This window comes from Brevibacillus sp. HB1.4B (genome assembly GCF_013284285.1).
In the GTDB taxonomy this organism is placed as follows: domain Bacteria; phylum Bacillota; class Bacilli; order Brevibacillales; family Brevibacillaceae; genus Brevibacillus; species Brevibacillus porteri.
Genome location: NZ_JABSUT010000008.1, coordinates 198,788 through 220,814, shown reverse-complemented (window position 1 = coordinate 220,814; position 22,027 = coordinate 198,788). Strand labels below are relative to the sequence as shown.

Here is a 22,027-nt window from a genome sequence, read left to right as displayed (position 1 = left end):
CCGAAACGTTGTACAATCTAATTAAAGATTGAATAGTGCAACTAATCAAAATCCGGTGGTGGTTCTGTCACATGAAGTCATGGTCGCTCTTTCCGCGCAGAAGCATTCATGCCAAGCTGCTCGCTTTTATGCTGATTGCAGCCATTATTCCGCTGATTACGCTAGGGAGTATGGCGTATTGGAAATCGTCGATGGTCGTTCGCGAGCAATTTAGCAAGTCAGGCGAGTATATCGCTACGCAGCTGCAAATCCAGATCGACAACTACCTGAGTCAAATGAGATACATGGCTTATGACATCAATACGTACGTGTCAGACCCGACGTTGGTCGTCATGCGGGAGGAACAGCCGAAGACGTACACAGGCTTCCTGGAACAAAAAAACTTCGAGCGATACCTGGGGGCGCACCGCAACCTTGATACAAAAGGCATTTTTATCGTGACGCCCTCCGGTTACTTTTTCGGGGAAAATGTGATCAATGGAAAGGATCTGATGCGGGAATGGTGGTGGAAGGGGCTGCCCGCCAAGCTGGATGAGGAGCGATGGATCGGTTTTTACACACCACGGCATTATGTCGGATTTCAGGATGAGGCGGAGCTGCGAAATCAGGAAAAGGTACTCGGTCTGGTCGTTCCTGTTCTCAGCGGTTATGGCGTATTGAAGGATAGCCGGATTTTGATCGAGATGAAAGCAGGCAAGCTGTTTCAGTTGTTTGAACAGCTGGAAGAGGACATGAGTGCGTATGTAACGATTACAGCCAAAAATGGCGAGCTAATTTACCAGACTGCGGGTACGTTCGTCCAGCAAGAGAGCGATATCGTCTGGAACAAGCCACTGGAGTCCAACAACTGGATGATTCAGGTGCGCTTGCCTTACGAGCAAATGAACCGCTCTGCGGAAGTGATTCAATCCTTTTTTATCGCGGCGCTGATTCTTTCGGCCGTGCTGGCACTTCTTTTGGCGTATTTATTTTCTAGACGAATTACAGGTAAAATCAAACGACTTCAAGAAACGATGCGGCTGGTAGGAACAGGCGAATTGCAGACGCGCGCAGAGGTAGACACGGAAGACGAGCTGGGGCGGTTAGGGGTGAGCTTCAATCAAATGGTGAGGCGGATTCAGACGCTAATCGCCGAGGTGAGTCGCACCGAGCAGTTGAAAAAGGAAGCAGAGCTGCGAGCCGTTCACTACCAGATCAATCCGCATCTGTTGTTTAATACACTCAATTCCATCCAGTGGAAGGCAAGATTATCTGGCGCCAATGAAATCGGCAATATGCTCTATCATCTCATCAAAGTGCTAGAGGGCAACCTCGACATCACGCAGGAGCTCGTCCCGTTGGAAAAGGAACTGCAAACCGTCGAGCATTTTCTGCAAATCCAAGAGCTGCGGTATGGACCCGTTTTTCAATTTGAACAGACGGGAGTAGAGGCTTGCCATCGCTATTTGATCCCGCGAATGACTCTCCAGCCGCTTTTGGAAAATATCTTTTTCCACGCATTCGAAGACGGGCACGGAACGATCCGGATCCGTGTCAGTGAAAAAGAAGGGCTTGTGACGCTGCTGTTGCAAGATGACGGTGCAGGAATTGTGCCGGAGCGATTGGCCAAACTTCTCGATCCTGATCTGGAGCGTTCTAGCAAACGAGGGCTCGGCGTGTACAACGTCGATCAGAAGTTCAAGCTTCATTTCCGTATGGAGCACGGCATGAAAATTTCATCTGTCAGAGGAGAAGGAACCACAATTCAAATCACATGGCCGAAAAGGGAGGAAATTCCTGATGAACATCAAGGTAATGATTGTGGATGACGAAGTGCTGGTGCGAAGAGGACTGAAGGCAATGGTGCCGTGGAGTCGCTACGGGATGGAAGTGGTAGCGGATGCACCGAATGGTCGGAAAGGCTGGGAGGCTTTCCTGCAAATACAGCCCGAGTTGGTGATTACGGACATCGTCATGCCGGAAATGGATGGGTTGGAGCTGTGCAGGCGAGTGAAGGAGCACGCTCCCCAAACAAAGATGCTTCTGCTCAGCTGTCACCGCGATTTTGCTTTTGCCCAGCAAGGAATTTCTCTCGGGGTGTCCGGATATTTGTTGAAGACCGAGTTTCAGGATGAGGAATGGGGGACGTTGTTGGAAAAGCTGCGGTCTGAGCTGGCAGGCGAGAGCGCGCGACCCGATAAAAGTAGGGAACGCCCTGATGAATGGAAGCGGGAATTCGGTGCGTGGTTGACTGGTTTGAGCCGGGATTTCGAGCAAAGCTTGTCCTCCCTCCTGCAATCACACTGGTCGTGGATGAACGATTCCATGCGTGTATGGCTCTTGGAAGGGATGGGCAGCAGTGCAAATGGCGAGGAACAGGAGCGGGCATGGATTTCACGGGAGCTGGACAGCCAATGGGAGTGGATCGCATGTGGCGATATCCGTTTTTTACTGACTCCCGCAAGTATTAGCAGACAGGTAGAATCCTTGCTCGTGGAATGGAAGCTGGCTGGAAAGGTGACGAGCTGGGAGACAACAAGTCCGTTTGCTGGACTCGAACCGTGGATTCAGGCGGTACGAATGCTCTACCAGCGCACGGAGCGGGCGCGCAAGTACGGCGTCATTCAAGATCCGTGGCAGGAACCGATCAAGCAGGCTGTTCATTATGCGCTCGATCGTCTGGATACGCCATTGACGGTCAGTGAGGTAGCTTCACAGGTGGGACTGAGCCGTAGTCATTTTAGTGTGATGTTTAAAAAGGGAGTGGGCGAGAGCTTCGGCGAGTTTCTCGATAAGCGCAGGGTAAAAATGGCCCGAGCGATGCTGGATGAAACAACGCTATCCATTCAGGAGGTAGCGGAGCGAGTCGGTCTTCCTGACGCGAAATACTTCAGCAAATGGTTTAAAAAATGTACAGGGATGACCCCGAGCCACTACCGTTTCAAACAAAAGGAGGGGTCCAGTCGAACAATCGTCCACTCCACCGCGCAAACCTGAACAAAGCGAAAAAAAGGAAACAAATTGACGCACTATTGCGAACAGTTGGCGGTTTCACCGTTTTTTTCCCTTCATTAAAATAAAGAAAAATGAGGGGTAAATCTAGGGGGGGATCACAGATGAAAAAGGTTGCGTCAAAATGGATGGCAGCTGGTATGGCACTTCTTTTGGCCGTCGTAGCTGGTTGTTCACAAGCCCAGCCATCAGGATCAGACGGCACATCTAGTAACACAGGTACGACAACGCCAGCATCGTCTGATAAAAAGGAAACGGTTACATTGCGTTTCGCGACATGGGATACGGACCAAATGCTGAAGATCCAACAAGATATCGCGAAACAATTCGAACAGAAAAATCCGGGTGTGAAGGTACAAGTCGAGGCATATGCAGATGGTTTTGATCAGAAGCTGGTAGCGGCATTCGGAGCGAAAAACCCGCCGGATGTCATGTACATGTGGGATTTCCCAACGTACCACGCCTCGCTCGAGCCATTGGATGAGTACGTAAAGAAGGACCCATCAGTGGCAATCGACGACTTTTACCAAGGCCTCTTAAACTATAATCGATTCGATGGAAAATTGTTTGGTCTCCCAGCGGGCTTCTCGACGCGGGTCGTCTTCTACAACAAAAAGCTGTTTAACGAAGCAAATGTACCACTTCCGACAGACGAATGGACGTGGGATGATTTCAAATCGGCTGCCAAACAGCTGACCGTTCGCGATAAGAAGCAGTACGGCTTCGCTGTTCGTTCGGAGCCGGATACGTACGATTTGCAGCAGTTCGTGTGGAGCAACGGCAGTAGCTTTATTAGCCCTGATGGAAAAGCCATCGAAGGCTACATGAACAGCAAGGAAACGGCAGCAGCCCTGCAAATTTTCAGTGATTTGACGAAAGACAAGAGCGCTTTGCTTGTCGGTGGAAAAAACCAGCAGAGCGGGAACGACTTGTTCAAAGCGGGTAAGCTCGCGATGTATGACAACGGCGTATGGTCGCTCGAGTCGTACAAGAAGGCGAATGTCGATTTTGGTACGGTCGTGATGCCGCAATTCCCTGGCAAGCCTAGTAAGGGTGTCATCGGAACCTCCTCTGTATCGATCGCCAAGGATTCCAAAAACAAAGAACTGGCTTGGGAGTTTTTGAAGTTCTTCGTTTCCAGTGATGCGATCAAGATGCGTACATCTGACTTGCCTGTGCGTATTAGTGTCGTACAAGAAAAGAAGCTCGATCAGGACCCACTCTACGCGCCGTTCTATAAGACATTGGAACAATCGACTGACACGCCTGCCTTCCTGTTGAATCCGCACTGGAACGAAATCAACCGGAACCTTTCCGCAGCGGTCAATGCGATCATGATGGGACAAAATGCCGAGGAATTACTGAACAAGGCAGTCAAAGACTCCCAGAAGTTTTTAGAAAAATAACGGGAAGGGGTCAGGGAATTGAATACAGAGAGTGTTGTGACACATAAACAGCCTGCCATGACCGTTCAACCGAAAAAACTCAAGGGAAGGGCGTTTCTTACGCCCTATCTTTTTATCTTGCCTTGGATTCTCGGCTTTCTCGCTTTTACGCTGGGACCTATGCTGTTTTCACTCGTCATGAGCTTTTTTGATTGGCCTGTCGTTGGTGAGGTTACGTTTGTCGGCTTGGACAACTACGTCAATATGTTTACGGACGATCCATTGTTTTGGCAATCGCTCTGGATCACGATTAAATTTGCGTTGTTATTTGTACCGTTGAATTTGTTCATCGCGTTGTTTTTGGCCATGATGCTGAATCAGAAGGTAAAAGGCAGCGGCTTTTTCCGCACCGTATTTTACTTGCCGAGCGTGATTTCCGGTGTGGCGCTGGCGATGATTTGGGCGTGGGTGTACGACGGGGAATACGGTATTTTCAACTATTTGCTCAGTCTGGTTGGGATTACAGGTCCCGATTGGCTAAACGATACGACGTGGGCGCTCATTGCCATGGTAATCGCCAGTTTGTGGGGGCAAGGCTCCATGGTATTGATTTTCCTGGCGGGGCTCAAAAGCATTCCGGAGAGCTTGTATGAAGCGGCCTCGATTGATGGGGCAGGGGCAGTGCAAAAGTTTTTCCGCATTACACTGCCGATGGTGAGCCCAACGATTTTGTTTAACCTGATTATGACGATCATTAGTGCGTTCCAGCAGTTGAGTCTAGCACTCCTGCTCACAGGAGGCGGACCGTTGCAGTCTACGTATTTCTATGCCATGTACGCGTACGACAACGCCTTCAAATACTTCAAGATGGGATATGCTTCGGCGAACTCCTGGTTTATGTTTGCGATCATTTTGGTATTGACCTTCATTGTATTTAAAACGTCTGGCAAATGGGTGTACTACGAGGGCGACAATCGCAAGGGAGGGGAAGAAGCGTGATACGCAAAACGATCGCTTATGCGAGCTTGATCTTTTTCTCTTTCCTTTTTCTCGCACCGTTTTACTGGATGATCTCTACTGCGCTCAAGTCGGACGATGAGATTTTGCAGTATCCACCAAAATGGATTCCGGATGTGCTGCATTGGGAGAACTTCGGGAATGCGTGGATGTCGCAGCCGTTTCATCTCTATTTGGAAAACTCGTTGACGGTGACGATCCTGACTACGATTGGTCAATTGATTTCGTCTTCGCTGGTCGCATATGGCTTTGCTCGGTTTACGTTTAAAGGGAGAGACTTTCTGTTTATGGTCGTTCTGGCTACGATGATGATTCCGTGGGAAGTGACGATGATCCCGCTGTACATGGAATTCAACTACCTGGGCTGGATCAATACGCTCAAGCCGTTGATTGTTCCTTCGTTCTTCGGGTCAGCGTTTTATATTTTCCTCATGCGACAGTTTATTTTGACCATTCCTCGTGAGCTGGATGAGGCAGCGCGTATTGATGGTGCGGGTTCGTTTCAGATTTACGCACGGATTATTATGCCGTTGATGATGCCTGCTCTGATTTTGGTGAGTGTATTCAACATCTTGGGCACATGGAACGATTATTTGGGTCCACTCATTTTCTTGAATGACCAAAGTCAGTACACGCTGACGCTGGGACTGGCGCAATTTAAAGGGATGTATGAAGTAGAGGCTACCGGGCTGATGGCGGTAACGTTCCTGATCTCGCTTCCGCCGTTGCTCCTCTTTTTCCTCGCACAACGATATATCGTAGACAATTCAGCTGGCGTTGCTATTAAGTAAGAGGCTATCAAGTAAGGAGGGAGCAGAAGTGGGGAATCAGGCGAAGTGGGAAGGCTGGGCATGGTCATTTCATCAATTTGGTGAGCGATTGTTGCGGATGGCGGCAGCGCATCTCATGTGGGTGGTGTGCACGCTCATGGGAGGCATCGTCTTTGGAATCTTCCCAGCGACAGCTGCTCTGCACGACGTACTGAGCGGCAAGTGGAGTGACCGTGGGCTTCCGTCCGCCTTCTGGCATGCTTTTCGCCACTACTTCAGGAGGAGCCAATGGCTTGGCGCATGGACGGTGCTAACGGGGGCAATTCTGTGGGTCGATGTGGTGTTCTTCCTGCGCTTGGGCTCCCTGTGGGGGCTCTCGATTGCGGCCGTTTTTGCGGGGATCGGATTCTTGCATGCGGCTACCTCTTGCCACGCCTTTTCCCTGCTTGTTCGGGAGGATGCAGACGTAAAGAGGACGCTCAAGCAATCGTTTTGGCTGGTCGCGGCTTTTCCGTTGCATTCGCTCGTCACGATGGGAGGCTTGCTCCTTCTCATGATTCTCTTGCTGGCGATTCCTGTTTTGCCGATCTTGTTGGGAGCGAGTCTGCCCGCCTGGTGGATGAACGCCAGATTCAGTCGTCTGATGGAAAAGCGCGATCGTAAACGATCGACGAAGCAACCTCGAGGTGAGACATATGCAGTTTGATTTAGGAATCGTTCCTTTTAGCCGATACGGGTCGTATCTCGTACTCTCGCGACTAGGTAACGCCAAGCGAACAGAAGGGCTGTATTTACGCAATATTCGTGGAGGTGACAACCACGATGGCGCGATTTTTCGAATCGAAATGGTAGCGGATGGTGTGGCGATTCCATTTGAGACGGAGGCTACACCAACCTTGCTGCGTCTTTACGGGGATAAAGGCGAAGTGAAGCTGTGCATGAGCGAGCCGCAGCTGGTGCAGGTACGTGGTCAAGGTGTTGGATTGCGACTGGTGCTGGAATCGACGGCAGCTGATTATGCGATTCAAGCAGGAGCCGGATGCTGGGAAATCAATCATTTTTCCACGGAAATTCGCTTGCGAGTGACTCCGCTTGCTGGAGCGCTGGTGGTCAACCCTACGAAGGCATCGCGTGAACAGCAAGTAAGCGTAACCTTTCATCCCGATGAGGAAACAGGTGTACTGGAAGGCGTACTGGAGGAATTCCACACCGTCTGGAAGGAGCGCAGTTATCCCGCCTTTGCCGATAGTTGGGAGCAGGTGAAAAAAGAGTACGACGATTGGCTGGAACGGACACTTTCTGTATCTGAGGAGCATCGCGAAGGCTTGAGTGAAGCACGAGAACTCGCGGCGTACATCACCTGGTCTTGTGTGGTGAGACCAGAAGGCTATCTGCCACGGTCTGCGATGTATATGTCCAAAAATTGGATGACGAATATCTGGAGCTGGGATCATTGCTTCAATGCGATGGCTCTGACGCGAGCAAACTTGCCGCTGGCGTGGGATCAGCTCATGATCTTTATCGACAGGCAGGACGAAAGTGGTGTCTTCCCCGATTTTATCAATGATCGGTATGCGTTGTGGAATTGCTGCAAGCCTCCGATTCACGGCTGGGCGCTGCGCTGGATGCTGGATCGGAACGACGCGATTACGAACGAGATGCTAGAAGAGGTGTACGAGCCGCTTTGTCGCTGGACCAATTGGTGGTTCCGTTACCGCGATGATGATCAAGACGGGATTCCGCAGTATAATCACGGCTATGACTGCGGCTGGGACAACAGCACAATTTTCCTCGATGGGGCGCCAATCGAAAGCCCGGACCTGCCTGCGTATTTGATTCTGCAAATGGATGTGCTGGCGGATTTGGCGAAGAGATTGGGACGTCATGAAGAGGCAGCGAGGTGGCTGGAAAAGGCCGAAATGACGCTGCAACGGCTCATGGAGAAGCATTGGAACGGGGAGAATTTCTACGCGACTCACTCCGGCAGCGATCAGCCTACCCAAGGAGACAGCTTGATTCGCTATATGCCTCTCGTGCTTGGCAAAAAGCTGCCGCAGGACATCCGAGCCAAGCTGATTACGGACTTGCAGGAGCGGTTTTTGACCGAGAATGGACTGGCTACGGAGAGTCCAACTAGTTCCTTCTACCGTGCGGATGGTTACTGGTTAGGCCCGATCTGGGCACCAGTGACGATGCTCGTAGTTGATGGATTACGGCGAGCTGGCGAAGTCGCGTTCTCTCAGGAGATTGCCAGACGTTTTTGTCGAATGGCAGCCCGCAGTGGAATGGCGGAAAATTTCGATGCGCTGACAGGGGATGGACTGAGAGACCGGGCATTTACTTGGACGTCCAGTGTGTTTTTGATGTTGGCTCATGAATATGTATAGGAGAAGTTCATAGAGGGGTACCGCCAGCAAAACGCAGTTAACTTAACTAGTCAGAATGGGTGACTTTACAGTATTCAATGTAGAGTTGCCCATTCTTTTTATTTCATCAAATACTAGATATCTATATTCAATTTTATAGTATTCATAGTACATTGAGTTAGGTGTTTTGACCTAGAGGCATTAAGCTAACGTGCAGGATAGTTCAAAATAATGTGGATATGGTAAGTAAACTAATCTAAACACGCGAGGTGCGCTTTGAACTTAATACAAACGATCATAAGAAGATTTAACCTTAATGTTTTAAGTATAGATAATGTTCCTGAGTCTTTTAGTTCACAAGTATACAAACTGAATCTTACTAGTGGCGAAACTGTATATGCGAAGATCCCTTATAATAGGGATAAACTGTTTCGTGAATATCGTATGCTTGAATTGTTGTGCGAGGTAATACCGGTTCCAAAAGTATTAGATTTCTGGGGTGGGAATGACTTTATTTCTGGTGCCTTACTTCTATCTCAGATTCAAGGAATACCGTGTGCAGGTACAATTGACGATGAACTGTCATTTCAAATTGGGCTGTATCATGCCAAGCTGCATGACGTGAAAATGCCGGGGTATGGTGTTGAAGGTGTAGAAGGTTATCAGTTTCTTAATGAAAATAATTGGAGACTATACATAAAAAATAACTTTGAAAAGTTGAAAGAACCTTGTAAGGAAGTCCTTGAGAGAGGACTTTTCGAAAAATGTATTAATCACTTTGAGAGTGCCTTCTCAGCATTACCTCATCCTGATAGACCCTGCGTTGTTCATATGGATTTCCGACCAGGAAATATATTAACAAATAATAATGAGGTCGTTGGAATTATTGACTTTGAAAGTGCACGGGGAGGATCTTCAGAAATAGATTTTACAAAAATTAATCGATATGTTTGGGAAGTAAATCCTCAAAGAAGAGTTTCGTATATAGAGGGATATTCAACAATTCGTCCCATAATGGAATTGGATACAATACTTCCCTTTTATGATTTTTACGATGCTTTTAGTGCTGTTGTCTGGTGTAAAAACAGGGGAATTGAAAAAAATAAAGCGTTCCTCAAGGAAAGTATTTCTGTGTTGCAGAAATCCGTTGGTTGTTGAGCTAGAGGGATCGATAGTGTCATAAACAAAAAAACAGTCTAACACTTTATTTTGTGTTCTTGACTGGTTCTTGGTTTATAAAGATCGATTAGCCTAACTCTTTTCCTCGAACAGAGATAATTAAACAACTTAAAGCTACTTTGAATACATGTAAACAATGTGACAACCTTTGAATTAACAGTGATTGTCACATTGGAGTTAAGATAAACGCGGATTTACAACGTTAAGGGATTCATAAAATTCGGAGAAGGTGGAAAAGATCCAAAAGAATACTGCTGCCTATAAAGAGGTGATTCAGGAGTTTGAAAAAATGTACCAAGAAGCAGAGTGGATAAGGAATATCCCGTTGTTTAAAGATTTGGTATCATCCCCACTTGCGGATCAGATTCGGTATTTAGATAAATTAAAGTCAGAATTGGAAGTTAAGAAATAAAGATGATACTTCATGAGGAAGAGAAAGGGAATTCTCGCTTTGGAACGAAAAAACAGCCGATTACACCTTAACCGGGTACAGCCGAGATACATGCAAAAATGGGTCATAGTCTTACTTTTATTTCCAAATGTTGATTTTATCGAATTCTCCTGCCATGTCACAAACTGCATTCGAAAAATGACAATTGCTGTAAGCTTGTGACCCAAAATTACTCGTATCTCGGCTGTACCCCTAGATGTGCTACGGCTTTCCTTTGATGGAAAAGAAACAGCAACCATTCATAAATCCGGTTGCTGTTGTATCTCTCATTTTGGTTACTCAACATAACTATGTACAACATTGTGCTACTTTCAATTCATCACTTCTTCTTATCCATAAAGATCCGTCTTCTTTGATCATATAATCAATTTTATTACTCTTTAAAGCTTCTATCTGTTCTGAAGATGGTCCATCAGAAAGTCTATAGTAATCGTTTCCAGTCCCTACATATAAAAATCCAAATACTAGCACCACAACTATTGCTGTTGCAGCCAAAGACACGATTAATTTATTCTTCATAAATATCACCTTCTTTCAAAAAGGAGAATCAGGAATAATCATTCCTGATTCTCTTTTTTCTTACGTAATAGGGGGAAGATCTTGATCTACATAATCCTCTTCTTTACCTGTAAATCTCTCTAGTGTCCAGGTACTCTCTTTTTTGTTTGGTTTATTTATTTTTTTAAGCTTTCCGCTTTTGTATAACTCATCAATCGCAATTTTAACGTCTGAACGACTGCTATTACTGTCTATCCCCTCTTGTGCTGCTTTGTATCGTCCTTCTTCATTATTGTGCATATCCATTTTATATGTTAAAGATTTTTTGTTTTGATAGGAAGCACCATCTTCGTGTGCACTCGTCCACTTTTCTGCCCAACTATCATTCACTGCCCATACTATCCACATGTTCCATAATGCATGTCGAAAAGCATCTGATTCTTCATCAGTACCATTTCTACCGAAAGCTAGTTCTGTATAATTCCATGCCCCTTTCCCTGCCATAAGAGCTTTAAATCCTTTTGACGGCGATTGATCATACAATGCCTGCTCTTTTGGATTCAGTGTAACTACTCCATCAGCATAATCATAGAAATCATCCCAATCACCATCAGAGCTTGAAGCCAGGTTCTTTATATTTTGGTTATCATTGTTGTATATTTCGCACAATTCCAAAAAATGTTCATTAATTTCATCTTCAGTCGCTTTTGGGTGATCTTTTTCATATTGAGTCAACTCTTCTAAAATTTTTTCTGAAAATCTAAAGTCAACTTTCTCATAAGATTTTTCGTATTTCTTTTTCTCCTCGGAAATACTTTCAGCGATTTTCTCTGTACTTTTAGCAGATGCTGGCGTCAAGACTGACACTGGAGCAACTAATAATGAGAACACGACGAAAGGCACTAATACTCTTTTAAATTTCTTCATAGGCTTCTCTATCCCTCTTTTCATGTTTCTACATCTTTACGCTTCTGACTATAATGGGCATTGCCCGTTGTGAAAGCTCCTCCTTAATAGAATATCCAAATTGTACCATAATTTCTAAAAATAACCTTACTTCCTTTTTGTAGAAAATATAGAAAAACTGGAAAAATTATTTTCTCGATAGAATTACGTGCTATAGTAGTATCCATAAAAAGGGAATTGTATTGGGGGTTAATAGCTGTGGTTATGGCGGAAATGAGATCGTCGTTTGGCTGCGTTTTGAAAAGGTATCGAGAAGAGGCGGGGCTGACTTTAGCGGAGTTATCTAGAAAAACAGACATATCCTCTGGCACGATCAGTAAGATCGAAACAGACTCTCTCACTTTGCCAAATATGCGGAATGTAATTCGATTAGCTGAAACGCTAGACATATCTTTGTACGAGGCGGTTATGCCATATTTATATAAAATTAAAAGGACTAAAACGTTTGAATTATTGCTGGAAACGGCGATCAATCAGGGGAATGCCGTTCTTACGCAAAAAATCGCATCTAAGCTATTAGAATGCCCTAAGAGCAACACGTTTCTTTCGTTAGATTATCTTTATCAATTGGCGGGAAATACGGAAAATATAGAATTTCGATTTTTAATATATGGTGTGATTTCTCAGTATTCGCGCGAACATGGTATCCCTGTATTTTTAGCCAGGTCGTTATATCAGAAATATCTTATTCAACGTGATAGCTTTAAAAAATTGGACGAGTCGTATATAGAAGGTATGGAGTTATTGCACTATATTTCATATCTACACGTGGATGAAAGGGTTATGACTTACTATAAGTTGGGTTCGCATGCGTTATTTCGAGGATGTCATGAAGAGTGCATTCATCTATGTAAGAAAGGTATTAATGAAGATCATAAGCGAGATGAGCTGACAGCAAAAGCGTACCTAGCTATTATCATCGCTTACATTGAGTTAAGAGACTATATTCTTGCTAAAGTATATTTGGATGCGTATGAACAATTAGATTGTTTAAATGTACAGAAAGAATCTCAATATCTTCGAGCTATATTATACGCAAAGACTACGGATGATATTGAAAAGGCAGTACCATTATTATTAGATTGCTTGCACATGCGCCCGCAAAACGAAAAGTTACCAGTGGTAAATGATCTGCTGGATATTTATACAAGATTAGGTGATGAGTTGGGGGTCGTAGATATTTTTCAGTCAGAATCGTCATTTTTGCCGACTAACGTTGGTACACCGAACCAATGTACTCATCTAGGTTTATATTTTCGCGCAAAAGGGAATTTTTACATTGAAAAAGGCGATTTAGATATGGGGTGTGCCAGTTTATTAGAAAGTGCTATGTATTATAAGAAAATGATGAAATTGGAAGAAGCGATTAAAAGCATTGGGTATTTATTTGAATACTATACAGCTAACAAGGAAAATTTACCTTTTGACATACTCCAAAAAATGGAAATATTGTATACTGTACATAATACCTAAACCCGCAAGGGGGTGATACTCGTGAAAAAGTTGATGATGTCTTTATGTATTTTATCCGCGTTATTTGTCGTACCAGTTGGGGTAGATACGTTAAGTAAAGAACCTCCGATTGCAAAACACTATCCTGACCCATGGTAAGCCAATTTGCTCCCGACTCCGGTCGGGTTTTTTTGTGTTCAAAGGGGTAGCGCCAACATTTTGACCGATTTATACGCTTAGCATTAGCGGACGTAACTGGCCGTTTTCTGGCATGCTGATGACCGATAATGATGTTTAGCGGTCATTCGCTTAGAGTAAGAGAAATCGGCTTTTTATGCGGCTTAACGTCTTTAGCGTATATTTCCGTTAAAATGTTGGCGGTCGCCCTCAAAAAGCATGCTTTTTGAAATTGCTCCAAATAGATGCAATCACCATTTTTTGTAAGTGTGTGACCCAGAATTACTCGTATCTCGGATGTACCCCTTAACGTGGTGAAAACCGGCTGTTTTTGTGTCCATCTTCCCTTAACGTTGAAAATTCGCGTTTTGCTGGCGGTACTTCATAGGGAAAAACACACGGGCATGGTAGATGACGAATCGATCATGCCCGTTGCTTGTTTTGTTTTACAGCACTTTACTGAGAAACGCCTTTGTTCTCTCATGCTGGGGATTGTCAAAAATCTCGGCAGGCTTGCCTTCCTCTACAATATATCCGCCATCCATGAAAATCACGCGATCGGCTACTTCACGGGCAAAGCCCATCTCATGCGTAACCACGACCATCGTCATTCCTTCTTTGGCCAAATCTTTCATCACCTGAAGAACTTCCCCTACCATTTCCGGGTCGAGTGCAGAGGTAGGTTCATCGAACAACATGATATGAGGGTCCATGGCGAGCGCCCGGGTAATGGCTACGCGCTGCTGTTGACCACCAGACAACCGATCTGGATACACGTCTCGCTTGTCCGCCAAATCTACTTTTTTCAGCAATTCCAGCGCCTTTTGTTCATTTTGCTGACGCTCTGAATTTTTGATGTGCTTGGGTGCGAGCATAATGTTTTCCAATACAGTGAGATGCGGGAATAGATTGAACCGTTGAAACACCATGCCGACACGCTCTCGCAGCTTGTTAATGTCCACTTTGGGGGAAGTAACCTCCACACCCTCAATGGTGATTTTTCCAGATGTCACCTCTTCCAACTGGTTCAGGCAGCGCAGAAACGTACTTTTTCCCGAGCCGGAGGGACCGATGACACAGACAACTTCGCGCTCTTCAATGGTAGTCGAGATGTCTTTTAAGACTTCCAACGAGCCAAAGCTCTTTTTTAAATTCTCCACATGAATCATTTCGCGAACCTCCTCTCAAGGGAACGAGATAGCAGACTGAGGATGTAAATCATCAGGAAATAGAAGACCGCTACTACTGCCCAAATTTCAAACGAGCGGAAGTTGCCAGAGATGATAATCTCACCACTGTTCATCAGTTCACGGATACCAATGACCGTTAAGAGCGAGGTGTCTTTTAACGTCACGATAAATTGGTTGACGAAAGCAGGAATCATGCGGCGAACAGCCTGGGGCAAGATAACTAGGCGCATAGCTTTTCCGTGCGTGAGTCCCAGGGAACGGGCTGCTTCCATCTGTCCTTTATCGATGGAGAGAATTCCTCCTCGGAAAATTTCAGCCAGGTACGCTCCGGCATTGAGACTGAGCGCAAGAATACCCGCAGTTGTCTCTGGAATTTTGATATCTAGGACAGGCGGTAATCCAAAATAAATAAAGAAGATTTGAACCAACAGCGGTGTGCCGCGGAGAAAGTCAACGTAAGCGGTTGCAATGCCGCGAAGCACTTTGGACCGGCTTGTACTCATCAAGCCAAAAAGCAATCCGATTAAGAGAGCAAAAAACAGGGAAATGACCGTTATTTTTAGCGTGACCACAGAGCCTTGGGCCAAGACAGGAAGCGCATCGACAATGACATCCCAACTACTGCTCATTTGGACAACTCCATTCTTTCTAAGGTGAAAAAAAGGCGCGTCTCGCGCCTTTATTTTTTGGTGCTCAAGTAGGTGTTGATGATTTCATCGTATTTTCCATTCTCTTTCAGCTTCTTCAGACCGGAGTTGAGTTTGTCTTGCAGCTCTTTGTTGCCTTTTAAAACCGCGATGCCGTAGTGGTCACCATTGAGACGGTCGCCTACAATTTTTAGCTTGGAAGCAGGGTCTACCGTAATTTTATACGAGATAACCGGATAGTCTTCGATGGTCACATCAGCGTTGCCGTTCTGAACTTCTTGGAACATGGAAGGGCTATCGTCGAAGTATTTGACAGTCGCTCCGTATTTTTTCCCGAGCTCATCAGCAAAGGTCGCACCAGTTGTGCCTTTTTTGATGGCAATCGTTTTGCCAGCCAAATCTGCCTCCCCATTGATCGTTGTGTTGTCCTCACGTACGACCAGAGAAAGACCTGCTTGATAGTAAGGTTCAGAGAAATCTAAAATTTCTTTGCGCTTATCTGTGATGCTGATTCCTGCAATGGCTCCGTCCAATTGCTTCGCTTGAACAGCCGGAATGATTCCTTTGAAGTCCATCGGCTTAATTTCTACCTCAAAGCCCTCTTCTTTGGCGATGGCGTTGATCAGGTCGATGTCAATTCCCACGTACTTTCCGTCTTTTTCAAACTCAAAGGGTGGGTATGTTGCATCTGTACCAATAACGTACTTCTTGGCACCCGACTGCCCAGATGTTGAGGAAGCTTGATCCGTGCCAGTGCCACATGCACTTACCGTGAGTGCCAACAAACTAGAAACAACAGCAACCATTAGTTTTTTCATAAATTACCCCCAAGTATATTTATGATAGATATGATATGGACATGAATATAGTAATATAGAAAAGTCGGTAAAGTCAAAACAAACTGAAAGTAATTATTATCCATAATTGTATGAACGTTATCATGGTGAGATAACAGAAATGTTTTTTCATACCTGCTATAATGGTAGCAAATGTATAAAAGGGATGGGAAAAACGATGAAGCAGGTCACCATATTGATCGCCGACGATGAAGCGGAGATTGCTGAGCTCGTTGCCTTGCATGTGAAAAAAGAAGGTTACCACACAATTATCGCAGCGGATGGAAGGGAAGCACTCCAAGCTGTGCAGACGCATTCGATTGATTTGGCAATCCTCGATATTATGATGCCTGGGCTGGATGGCTATGAGGTCACCCGTCTCATTCGTGAACAGCACAATATGCCGATTATCTTTTTGAGTGCCAAGACGTCCGATCTGGATAAAATTTCTGGATTGGTGATGGGCGCAGATGATTATATGACCAAGCCATTCAATCCAATGGAATTGGTCGCTCGTGTGAATGCCCAGCTGCGACGCTTTAAGCAGCTGAATCAACCAGCAGTAGCAGTAGCGAGTAACAAGGTCTTAGAGGCAGGTGGACTTGTCATTTACCCTGAGCAGCGAACCGTGAGCCTGTACGGAGAAACGATTGAGTTAACGCCGAAAGAGTTTGATATTCTCTACCTGCTGGCCAGCTATCCCAAGAAGGTGTTTAGTGCGGATAATATTTTCCAGCAGGTGTGGGGCGAAGCGTACTATGAAGGCTGCAATACAGTCATGGTGCACATTCGCACCTTGCGAAAGAAGCTGGGTGAAGAAAAAACCAAGAACAAGTGGATCAAAACGGTCTGGGGCGTCGGGTATTCATTCCATGGATAACATGATACGAAGCTTTCGGTTCCAAATGGTCAAGCTTCTGGGCCTAAGTCTGCTTCTATCCGGTGCGGTTACCTATGTGATCTTTAAAGCGCTTCAGCTTTACTATCGAACACAGGTGAAGATGGAAAGCATTTTAGCGCCGATTCGCTATTTTATGCGAGAAATAGGGGACATTTACTTCTTTTTGATTTTTTTTGTTCCCCTAGCCATCTTGTTTTTCTTCTTGCTAACCAAAAGGTATGCCATCTATTTTCAGGAGATTTCCAGAGGGATTCATCATCTTGCAAATGGCGACTTTACCCATCATGTTCAAATACCGTCGAACGATGAGTTCGCAGATATTGCCAAGGACATCAATCTGGCGGGTGAAAAATTGCAGGAAGCTGTACAAAGAGGGGATTTTGCCGAAAGCAGCAAGGATCAGTTGGTTTTGAACCTGGCGCATGACCTACGAACGCCGCTGACTTCTGTTTTAGGGTATTTGGACATCATTTTGCGGGACGAGCAGTTAACGGTGGAACAAGCCAGGCATTACACGAATATTGCTTTTACCAAGTCGCAGCGTTTGGAAAAGCTGATCGATGAGCTCTTCGAAATTACGAAAATGAACTACGGCATGCTCACCCTCCAACAGAACCTGATTGATCTGAGTGAATTACTCATGCAGTTAAACGAGGAGCTATATCCTTCCCTGGAGAAAAATCAGTTGGAAGCCAGAATGAATGTGGCATCACGATTGACGGTTTACGGGGATGGCGAGCTCTTGGCACGCGTTTTCGAGAACATCATGACCAATGCCATCCGCTACGGGCACGATGGTCAGTTTGTTGATATCAAAGGTTTTCTTGCGGGTGACGAGGTCGTTGTGCAGATTATCAATTATGGTCACGAGATTCCCCCGGAAGATTTGCCGCATCTTTTCGAAATGTTTTACACGGGAGACAAGGCCAGAAGCCATCAAAACGGAAGCACAGGTCTTGGGCTATTTATCGCCAAAAATATCGTCGAGCGCCACGAAGGGACGATTTCTGCGCAAAGCAATTTGATCCGCACCGTTTTTGAAATACGCTTACCTTACGAACAGACTACCTCACTTTAAAAAAATTTAAGGATTACCCCACTTTTTCTTTTAAAAGTTTTTCTTATCCTGATCGGGTGACGAGCCAGGGTGGAAACTGCGAAGGAAGAAGTGGGGTTTTTGGATTGGCCAAAGATGACCGGAGCTTACAGTTTTTGGGGAGGTAAGGAAGGATGAAAAAGCGTTTGTGGATCTGGCTGGGGGTAGGCGTGCTTGTCGCTGGGCTTGGCGGCTATGCGGCTTCTTCGGGCGAAAAGAAGAATGGCATTCCTGTCATGTTATCAACGGTGGTAACGGCCGACTTGGAAAGCACGATTTTGACGTCGGGCATGGTCAAAGTACGAAATGAACATACATTGTTCGCTAACTATGCAGGAGAACTGCGGAATTTCTCCATCAAGGAGGGAGACAAAGTGACGAAAGGGCAGGTGATCGGCAATATCGACATGTCCGATGTCAGCAATGAAATCATGGATATCGAGGCACAGATCACCATTCAGGAAGCGAATATCGTAAAGCTCTCCAAAGGTGTGGAGCCTGAGGAAGTCACGAAAATGCAGGAGCAGCTTGCCCAGCATGAACGCGAATACCAAACGGCATTAAAAGATTACCAGCGAACGCAATCGCTGTTTACCGCAGGTGTGTCTACCCAACAGGCTGTAGAGGAGGCGAAGCAAAAGCTACAGACTGCGGAATCAAGAGTAAGGGTCGCGAAGCAAGATTTACTTTTGAAGCAAAAAGGGCCAGACAAGGCAGAGATTCGCTCCTACGAGGCGCAAATTCAAAAGCTGAATTTGGAAAAAGCAAAATATGAAAAGCAACGTGTGCAAAGCAGCATCGTGTCTCCGATTGAGGGGACGGTGCTCTCCATGAAGGTGAAACAAGGGAAGTACCTAAGTAAAGGCGAGGAAATTCTCACGGTTGGAGATACCAATGATGTTATGGTCGAAGCAGCAGTTGGAGAATCTGACTTGCGTAAAATCAAAATCGGACAGGATGCGGTGGTCTCAGGCATTTCCTTAGGCGGAGAACAGTTGCAAGGTAAGGTGTTGCGCATATCTCCTATGGCTGTAACCAGCAAAGAGCCGGGTGGAGAGAGTACGGGAGTGCCAGTCGCTGTTCATCTAAATGAGACGAGGGAGTATTTGAAGCCAGGTTTTCACGTGGATGTGAACATCGTCCTGCAAAAAGCAGCAAACGCTATGCAAGTCCCCATTGAGGCAGTCGTGACGGATCAAGATGGATCTTTCTTTGTCTGGGTAGTGGAAAATGGCAAGGCCAAGAAGAAAAAAGTGACGACTGGAATTGAAAGTGAATTGTTTATCCAAATTGAAAGCGGATTGGATGGCAGTGAAGAATTGGTAGCGAATCCACCGGAAACCTTGCAAGAAAATGAAGTGATCTTCCAAGCATCTCCCGAAGAGTTTGCGGGGTAAAGGAGGATACATATGCTGACCATTGAGGGGTTAACCAAACAATACAAGACGGATGAGCTGGAGCTGTTTGCTTTGCAAAATATCAATATCCACGTGGCTCAAGGTGAATTCGTGGCGATCGTGGGACCTTCTGGTTCCGGAAAATCGACGTTTATGAACATGCTGGGTTGTCTGGATCGGCCAACCTCCGGATCGTATGTCTTGGATGGAATTGATGTTACGCAATTGAAGGATAGTGGGCTGGCGCAGGTACGCAATCAAAAAATCGGCTTTGTCTTTCAATCGTTTCATCTGTTGCCACGTGCTACTTCGCTGCGAAACGTGGAGTTGCCGATGATGTATGCGGGCGTTGGCATGACAGAACGCAAAAAAAGAGCGAAAGCGGCGTTGCAGCGTGTCGGACTCGGCCAGCGGATGGAACATAAACCGACGCAGCTGTCCGGCGGTCAAAGACAGCGTGTCGCCATTGCCAGAGCGCTAGTCAACCAGCCTGCGATTTTACTTGCTGACGAGCCGACGGGGAATCTGGACAGTCGCTCCAGCATCGAGATCATGGCGATTTTTCAGGAGCTGCATGCGCAAGGGGTAACGATTCTGCTCGTCACGCACGAGGCGGATATCGCTCAGCATGCCGAGCGCGTCATTACGTTTCGAGATGGTCATATCATCCGAGATGAGCGAGTGGAGGAGCGCTTGTTTGCTACTGCGTCCGAGGAGGTGATCCTCACGTGAATTTACTCGAAAGCTTTCGTACGGCTCTGGAAGGGATTGGAACAAATAAGCTCCGAGCTACCTTGACGATGTCTGGGATCATCATCGGAATCATGTCTGTTATTGCTGTAATTACACTAGGAAACGGCAGTCAACAGGCCTATACCGATCAGTTGGAGAAGCTGGGTGCTACTAATTTCAGCGTTACTGTTTGGTGGGACCAAGGAAGCAAGATTACTGATTTGACAGTGGAGGATGCTTATGCACTTCCCCAACAATCGCCCTACATTGAAGAGGCCGTGCCGTTCACAAATCTTTTTGGAACGATTCGTGGCCCGAAAAAGGGGAAGGACGCAAGTATACAAGGAACAAATGAGGATCTGTTAAAGGTTCAACCCAACTTGAAACTAGTTGCAGGCAGATATTTTACTGCGAAGGAAGTAAGAGAGGGGAAGCCGGTTATCGTTTTAACCGAAAAATTAGCGGCAGGGCTTTTCGGACGTGAAGACCCGATTGGCAAGCGTTTGACTTTCAAAGCAGCATCCGTCATCGTTATTGGCGTGGTAAGGGAAGCCAAGCTGATGGTTGAGGCTGGTCGATCAGAGGGTGCCTATATGCCGATTACCTTTCTGCACAATATGGACGGGTACAAGTACGTTCATACGATAACCGTAAAAGCCAAGTCGAAGGAAACGATGGAAGCAGCCAAGAGTCAGACAGAGAAATACTTAAACCGCAGGCACGATCGCGAAAACTACTACCAAATCGATAGTATTGAGAACGCACTGGGGGAGATGGATTCCTTTTCCGGCACGCTCACCACGATCTTTAGTGTTGCAGCCGGGATTGCGCTGTTTGTCGGTGGGATTGGCGTCATGAACATCATGCTCGTATCTGTCACGGAGCGGACGCGGGAAATTGGCATTCGCAAAGCGTTAGGCGCGCGTTACGGAGATATTATGCTACAGTTTTTGATCGAATCGATGATCGTCTGCTTGATTGGTGGAACGATTGGGGTGCTGCTCGGCATCGGGACAGCCATGTTTGCCTCGCAATATGTCGATGTGCCGCCGCTATTATCGTGGGAAAGTATCGTAATCGCCTTCGGGTTCTCCAGTGCCATCGGTATTTTCTTTGGCCTCTATCCGGCTCATAAGGCAGCCAGACTCAATCCGATTGATGCGTTGCGATATGAGTGAGGAATGAAAAAGAAATGACTAGCAGATATCACTGCTAGTCATTTTTCTAACGTATAGGAATTTATAAAATAAATTCCGGAGCGCATGGAAACTTTCCGCTAAAACGCGGTCGCTCCTCCTTGAAAAGGCCTCGATAGAGGTTTTCTTATTAGTCTCGAACCGATTGTAATGCCGTTGACCAACTAATCACTTGATTTAACATGTCGTTTACATGTGGGATGTGCAATTCGGATGGTGTAAAGACCGTGTAATTTTCAAAATCAGTAAATAGATTGAAGGCAGGTTGTGTACGAACGTCGGCCACCTGCAATTCCCCCAGGATTCCACGCAAGTGCTCTGCTGCACGAGTTCCGCCTGACGAACCATAGCTGACGATACCAGCCGCTTTGTTGTACCATTCCTTGCGGGCGAGGTCGAGTGCGTTTTTTAATACCCCTGTGATGCTGTGGTTGTATTCGGCGGTAACGAATACGAATCCATCCAGGCTGGATAGCTTTGTCGCCCATGCGGCTACTTGTTGCTCACCACTCGGATCGCCAAAGAACGGTAAGTGAAAGTCCGCAATATCAACGATTTCATACGCTGCATCTCCTCGTTGATCGGCAACTCCTTTGAGCCACGCACCTACTTGGGGACTGACTCGACCTGGGCGAGAGCTACCCAGAATAATCCCGATTTTTAAGCTTGAAGTACTCATGGTTCGTTCCTCCTTATGCGGCTTAGTTTAATCCTAGTTCTTTGGATCAAACATTATGCTTAAAAAAATGCCGCAACTGTAAAGCTCAGTTGCGGCATCGG

The 22,027-nt window shown here is 46.1% G+C and carries 21 protein-coding genes; 15 read left to right on the top strand and 6 right to left on the bottom strand.

Translation table 11 applies throughout. The annotated features are described in order from the left end of the window. Nucleotides 1–71: 71 nt before the first annotated feature. The 9 genes from HP398_RS20105 to HP398_RS20065 all read left to right on the top strand — a co-directional run bounded on the left by HP398_RS20105 (nucleotide 72) and on the right by HP398_RS20065 (nucleotide 10,120). The gene (locus HP398_RS20105) at nucleotides 72–1,808 is read left to right on the top strand and encodes a cache domain-containing sensor histidine kinase (RefSeq protein WP_173623475.1); all 1,737 of its coding nucleotides are present in this window, start codon (nucleotides 72–74) and stop codon (nucleotides 1,806–1,808) included. Next, complete coding sequence (locus tag HP398_RS20100; RefSeq protein WP_017246743.1) at nucleotides 1,780–2,976, top strand: response regulator transcription factor; 1,197 nt, start codon at nucleotides 1,780–1,782, stop codon at nucleotides 2,974–2,976. The genes HP398_RS20105 and HP398_RS20100 overlap by 29 nt, the downstream gene beginning before the upstream one ends. 119 nt (nucleotides 2,977–3,095) lie before the next feature. Further along, a complete protein-coding gene (locus HP398_RS20095) occupies nucleotides 3,096–4,397 on the top strand; it encodes an ABC transporter substrate-binding protein (RefSeq protein WP_173623474.1) in 1,302 nt (433 codons plus the stop codon). A 57-nt stretch (nucleotides 4,398–4,454) separates the two neighbouring features. After that, nucleotides 4,455–5,375 (top strand): carbohydrate ABC transporter permease, encoded by a 921-nt coding sequence (locus HP398_RS20090; protein ID WP_173623524.1) that lies wholly within the window; start codon nucleotides 4,455–4,457, stop codon nucleotides 5,373–5,375. Next, the gene (locus HP398_RS20085; RefSeq protein ID WP_017246740.1) at nucleotides 5,372–6,184 is read left to right on the top strand and encodes a carbohydrate ABC transporter permease; all 813 of its coding nucleotides are present in this window, start codon (nucleotides 5,372–5,374) and stop codon (nucleotides 6,182–6,184) included. The genes HP398_RS20090 and HP398_RS20085 overlap by 4 nt, the downstream gene beginning before the upstream one ends. Before the next feature lie 28 nt (nucleotides 6,185–6,212). Further along, a complete protein-coding gene (locus HP398_RS20080; protein WP_173623472.1) occupies nucleotides 6,213–6,869 on the top strand; it encodes a YesL family protein in 657 nt (218 codons plus the stop codon). Beyond that, nucleotides 6,859–8,550: an amylo-alpha-1,6-glucosidase gene (locus HP398_RS20075; RefSeq protein ID WP_173623471.1), complete on the top strand. Its 1,692-nt coding sequence runs from the start codon at nucleotides 6,859–6,861 to the stop codon at nucleotides 8,548–8,550. Before HP398_RS20080 ends, HP398_RS20075 begins: the two co-directional genes overlap by 11 nt. A gap of 255 nt (nucleotides 8,551–8,805) precedes the next feature. Next, nucleotides 8,806–9,687: an aminoglycoside phosphotransferase family protein gene (locus tag HP398_RS20070; protein ID WP_017246737.1), complete on the top strand. Its 882-nt coding sequence runs from the start codon at nucleotides 8,806–8,808 to the stop codon at nucleotides 9,685–9,687. Between the two features lie 250 nt (nucleotides 9,688–9,937). Continuing rightward, a complete protein-coding gene (locus tag HP398_RS20065; protein WP_017246736.1) occupies nucleotides 9,938–10,120 on the top strand; it encodes a hypothetical protein in 183 nt (60 codons plus the stop codon). Nucleotides 10,121–10,447: 327 nt separating this feature from the next. On the opposite strand, the gene HP398_RS20060 is transcribed toward HP398_RS20065, so the two are convergent. Together HP398_RS20060 and HP398_RS20055 are read right to left on the bottom strand one after the other, a co-directional pair. Then, nucleotides 10,448–10,678: a hypothetical protein gene (locus HP398_RS20060; RefSeq protein ID WP_017246735.1), complete on the bottom strand. Its 231-nt coding sequence runs from the start codon at nucleotides 10,676–10,678 to the stop codon at nucleotides 10,448–10,450. Nucleotides 10,679–10,738: 60 nt separating this feature from the next. Continuing rightward, the gene (locus HP398_RS20055) at nucleotides 10,739–11,584 is read right to left on the bottom strand and encodes a DUF6973 domain-containing protein (protein WP_017246734.1); all 846 of its coding nucleotides are present in this window, start codon (nucleotides 11,582–11,584) and stop codon (nucleotides 10,739–10,741) included. Nucleotides 11,585–11,827: 243 nt separating this feature from the next. On the opposite strand from HP398_RS20055, the gene HP398_RS20050 reads away from it, so the two are divergent. Further along, nucleotides 11,828–13,096 (top strand): helix-turn-helix domain-containing protein, encoded by a 1,269-nt coding sequence (locus tag HP398_RS20050; protein WP_026042905.1) that lies wholly within the window; start codon nucleotides 11,828–11,830, stop codon nucleotides 13,094–13,096. A gap of 602 nt (nucleotides 13,097–13,698) precedes the next feature. Here HP398_RS20050 and HP398_RS20045 read toward each other — a convergent pair. Genes HP398_RS20045 through HP398_RS20035 form a run of 3 tightly spaced genes read right to left on the bottom strand, consistent with a single transcriptional unit; the run spans nucleotide 13,699 to nucleotide 15,907 of the window. Beyond that, entirely contained in the window at nucleotides 13,699–14,421 is a 723-nt protein-coding gene (locus HP398_RS20045) for an amino acid ABC transporter ATP-binding protein (protein ID WP_017246732.1), read from the bottom strand. Next, nucleotides 14,418–15,071: an amino acid ABC transporter permease gene (locus HP398_RS20040; protein ID WP_017246731.1), complete on the bottom strand. Its 654-nt coding sequence runs from the start codon at nucleotides 15,069–15,071 to the stop codon at nucleotides 14,418–14,420. Before HP398_RS20040 ends, HP398_RS20045 begins: the two co-directional genes overlap by 4 nt. Before the next feature lie 50 nt (nucleotides 15,072–15,121). Beyond that, nucleotides 15,122–15,907: a transporter substrate-binding domain-containing protein gene (locus HP398_RS20035; protein ID WP_173623470.1), complete on the bottom strand. Its 786-nt coding sequence runs from the start codon at nucleotides 15,905–15,907 to the stop codon at nucleotides 15,122–15,124. Between the two features lie 196 nt (nucleotides 15,908–16,103). Here HP398_RS20035 and HP398_RS20030 point away from each other — a divergent pair, with 196 nt between their 5' ends. The 5 genes from HP398_RS20030 (at nucleotide 16,104) to HP398_RS20010 (ending at nucleotide 21,229) form a co-directional block, all read left to right on the top strand. After that, entirely contained in the window at nucleotides 16,104–16,805 is a 702-nt protein-coding gene (locus tag HP398_RS20030) for a response regulator transcription factor (RefSeq protein ID WP_026042904.1), read from the top strand. Then, nucleotides 16,798–17,904, top strand: a complete 1,107-nt coding sequence (locus HP398_RS20025; protein WP_017246728.1) for a sensor histidine kinase — start codon at nucleotides 16,798–16,800, stop codon at nucleotides 17,902–17,904. The genes HP398_RS20030 and HP398_RS20025 overlap by 8 nt, the downstream gene beginning before the upstream one ends. Nucleotides 17,905–18,056: 152 nt before the next feature. Further along, nucleotides 18,057–19,319: an efflux RND transporter periplasmic adaptor subunit gene (locus HP398_RS20020; RefSeq protein WP_017246727.1), complete on the top strand. Its 1,263-nt coding sequence runs from the start codon at nucleotides 18,057–18,059 to the stop codon at nucleotides 19,317–19,319. Nucleotides 19,320–19,331: 12 nt separating this feature from the next. Continuing rightward, entirely contained in the window at nucleotides 19,332–20,051 is a 720-nt protein-coding gene (locus HP398_RS20015) for an ABC transporter ATP-binding protein (RefSeq protein WP_017246726.1), read from the top strand. After that, entirely contained in the window at nucleotides 20,048–21,229 is a 1,182-nt protein-coding gene (locus tag HP398_RS20010) for an ABC transporter permease (protein WP_017246725.1), read from the top strand. Before HP398_RS20015 ends, HP398_RS20010 begins: the two co-directional genes overlap by 4 nt. A gap of 148 nt (nucleotides 21,230–21,377) precedes the next feature. Here the strand turns inward: HP398_RS20010 and HP398_RS20005 are convergent, their stop codons facing one another. Next, complete coding sequence (locus HP398_RS20005; protein ID WP_017246724.1) at nucleotides 21,378–21,926, bottom strand: NADPH-dependent FMN reductase; 549 nt, start codon at nucleotides 21,924–21,926, stop codon at nucleotides 21,378–21,380. Nucleotides 21,927–22,027: the final 101 nt, after the last annotated feature.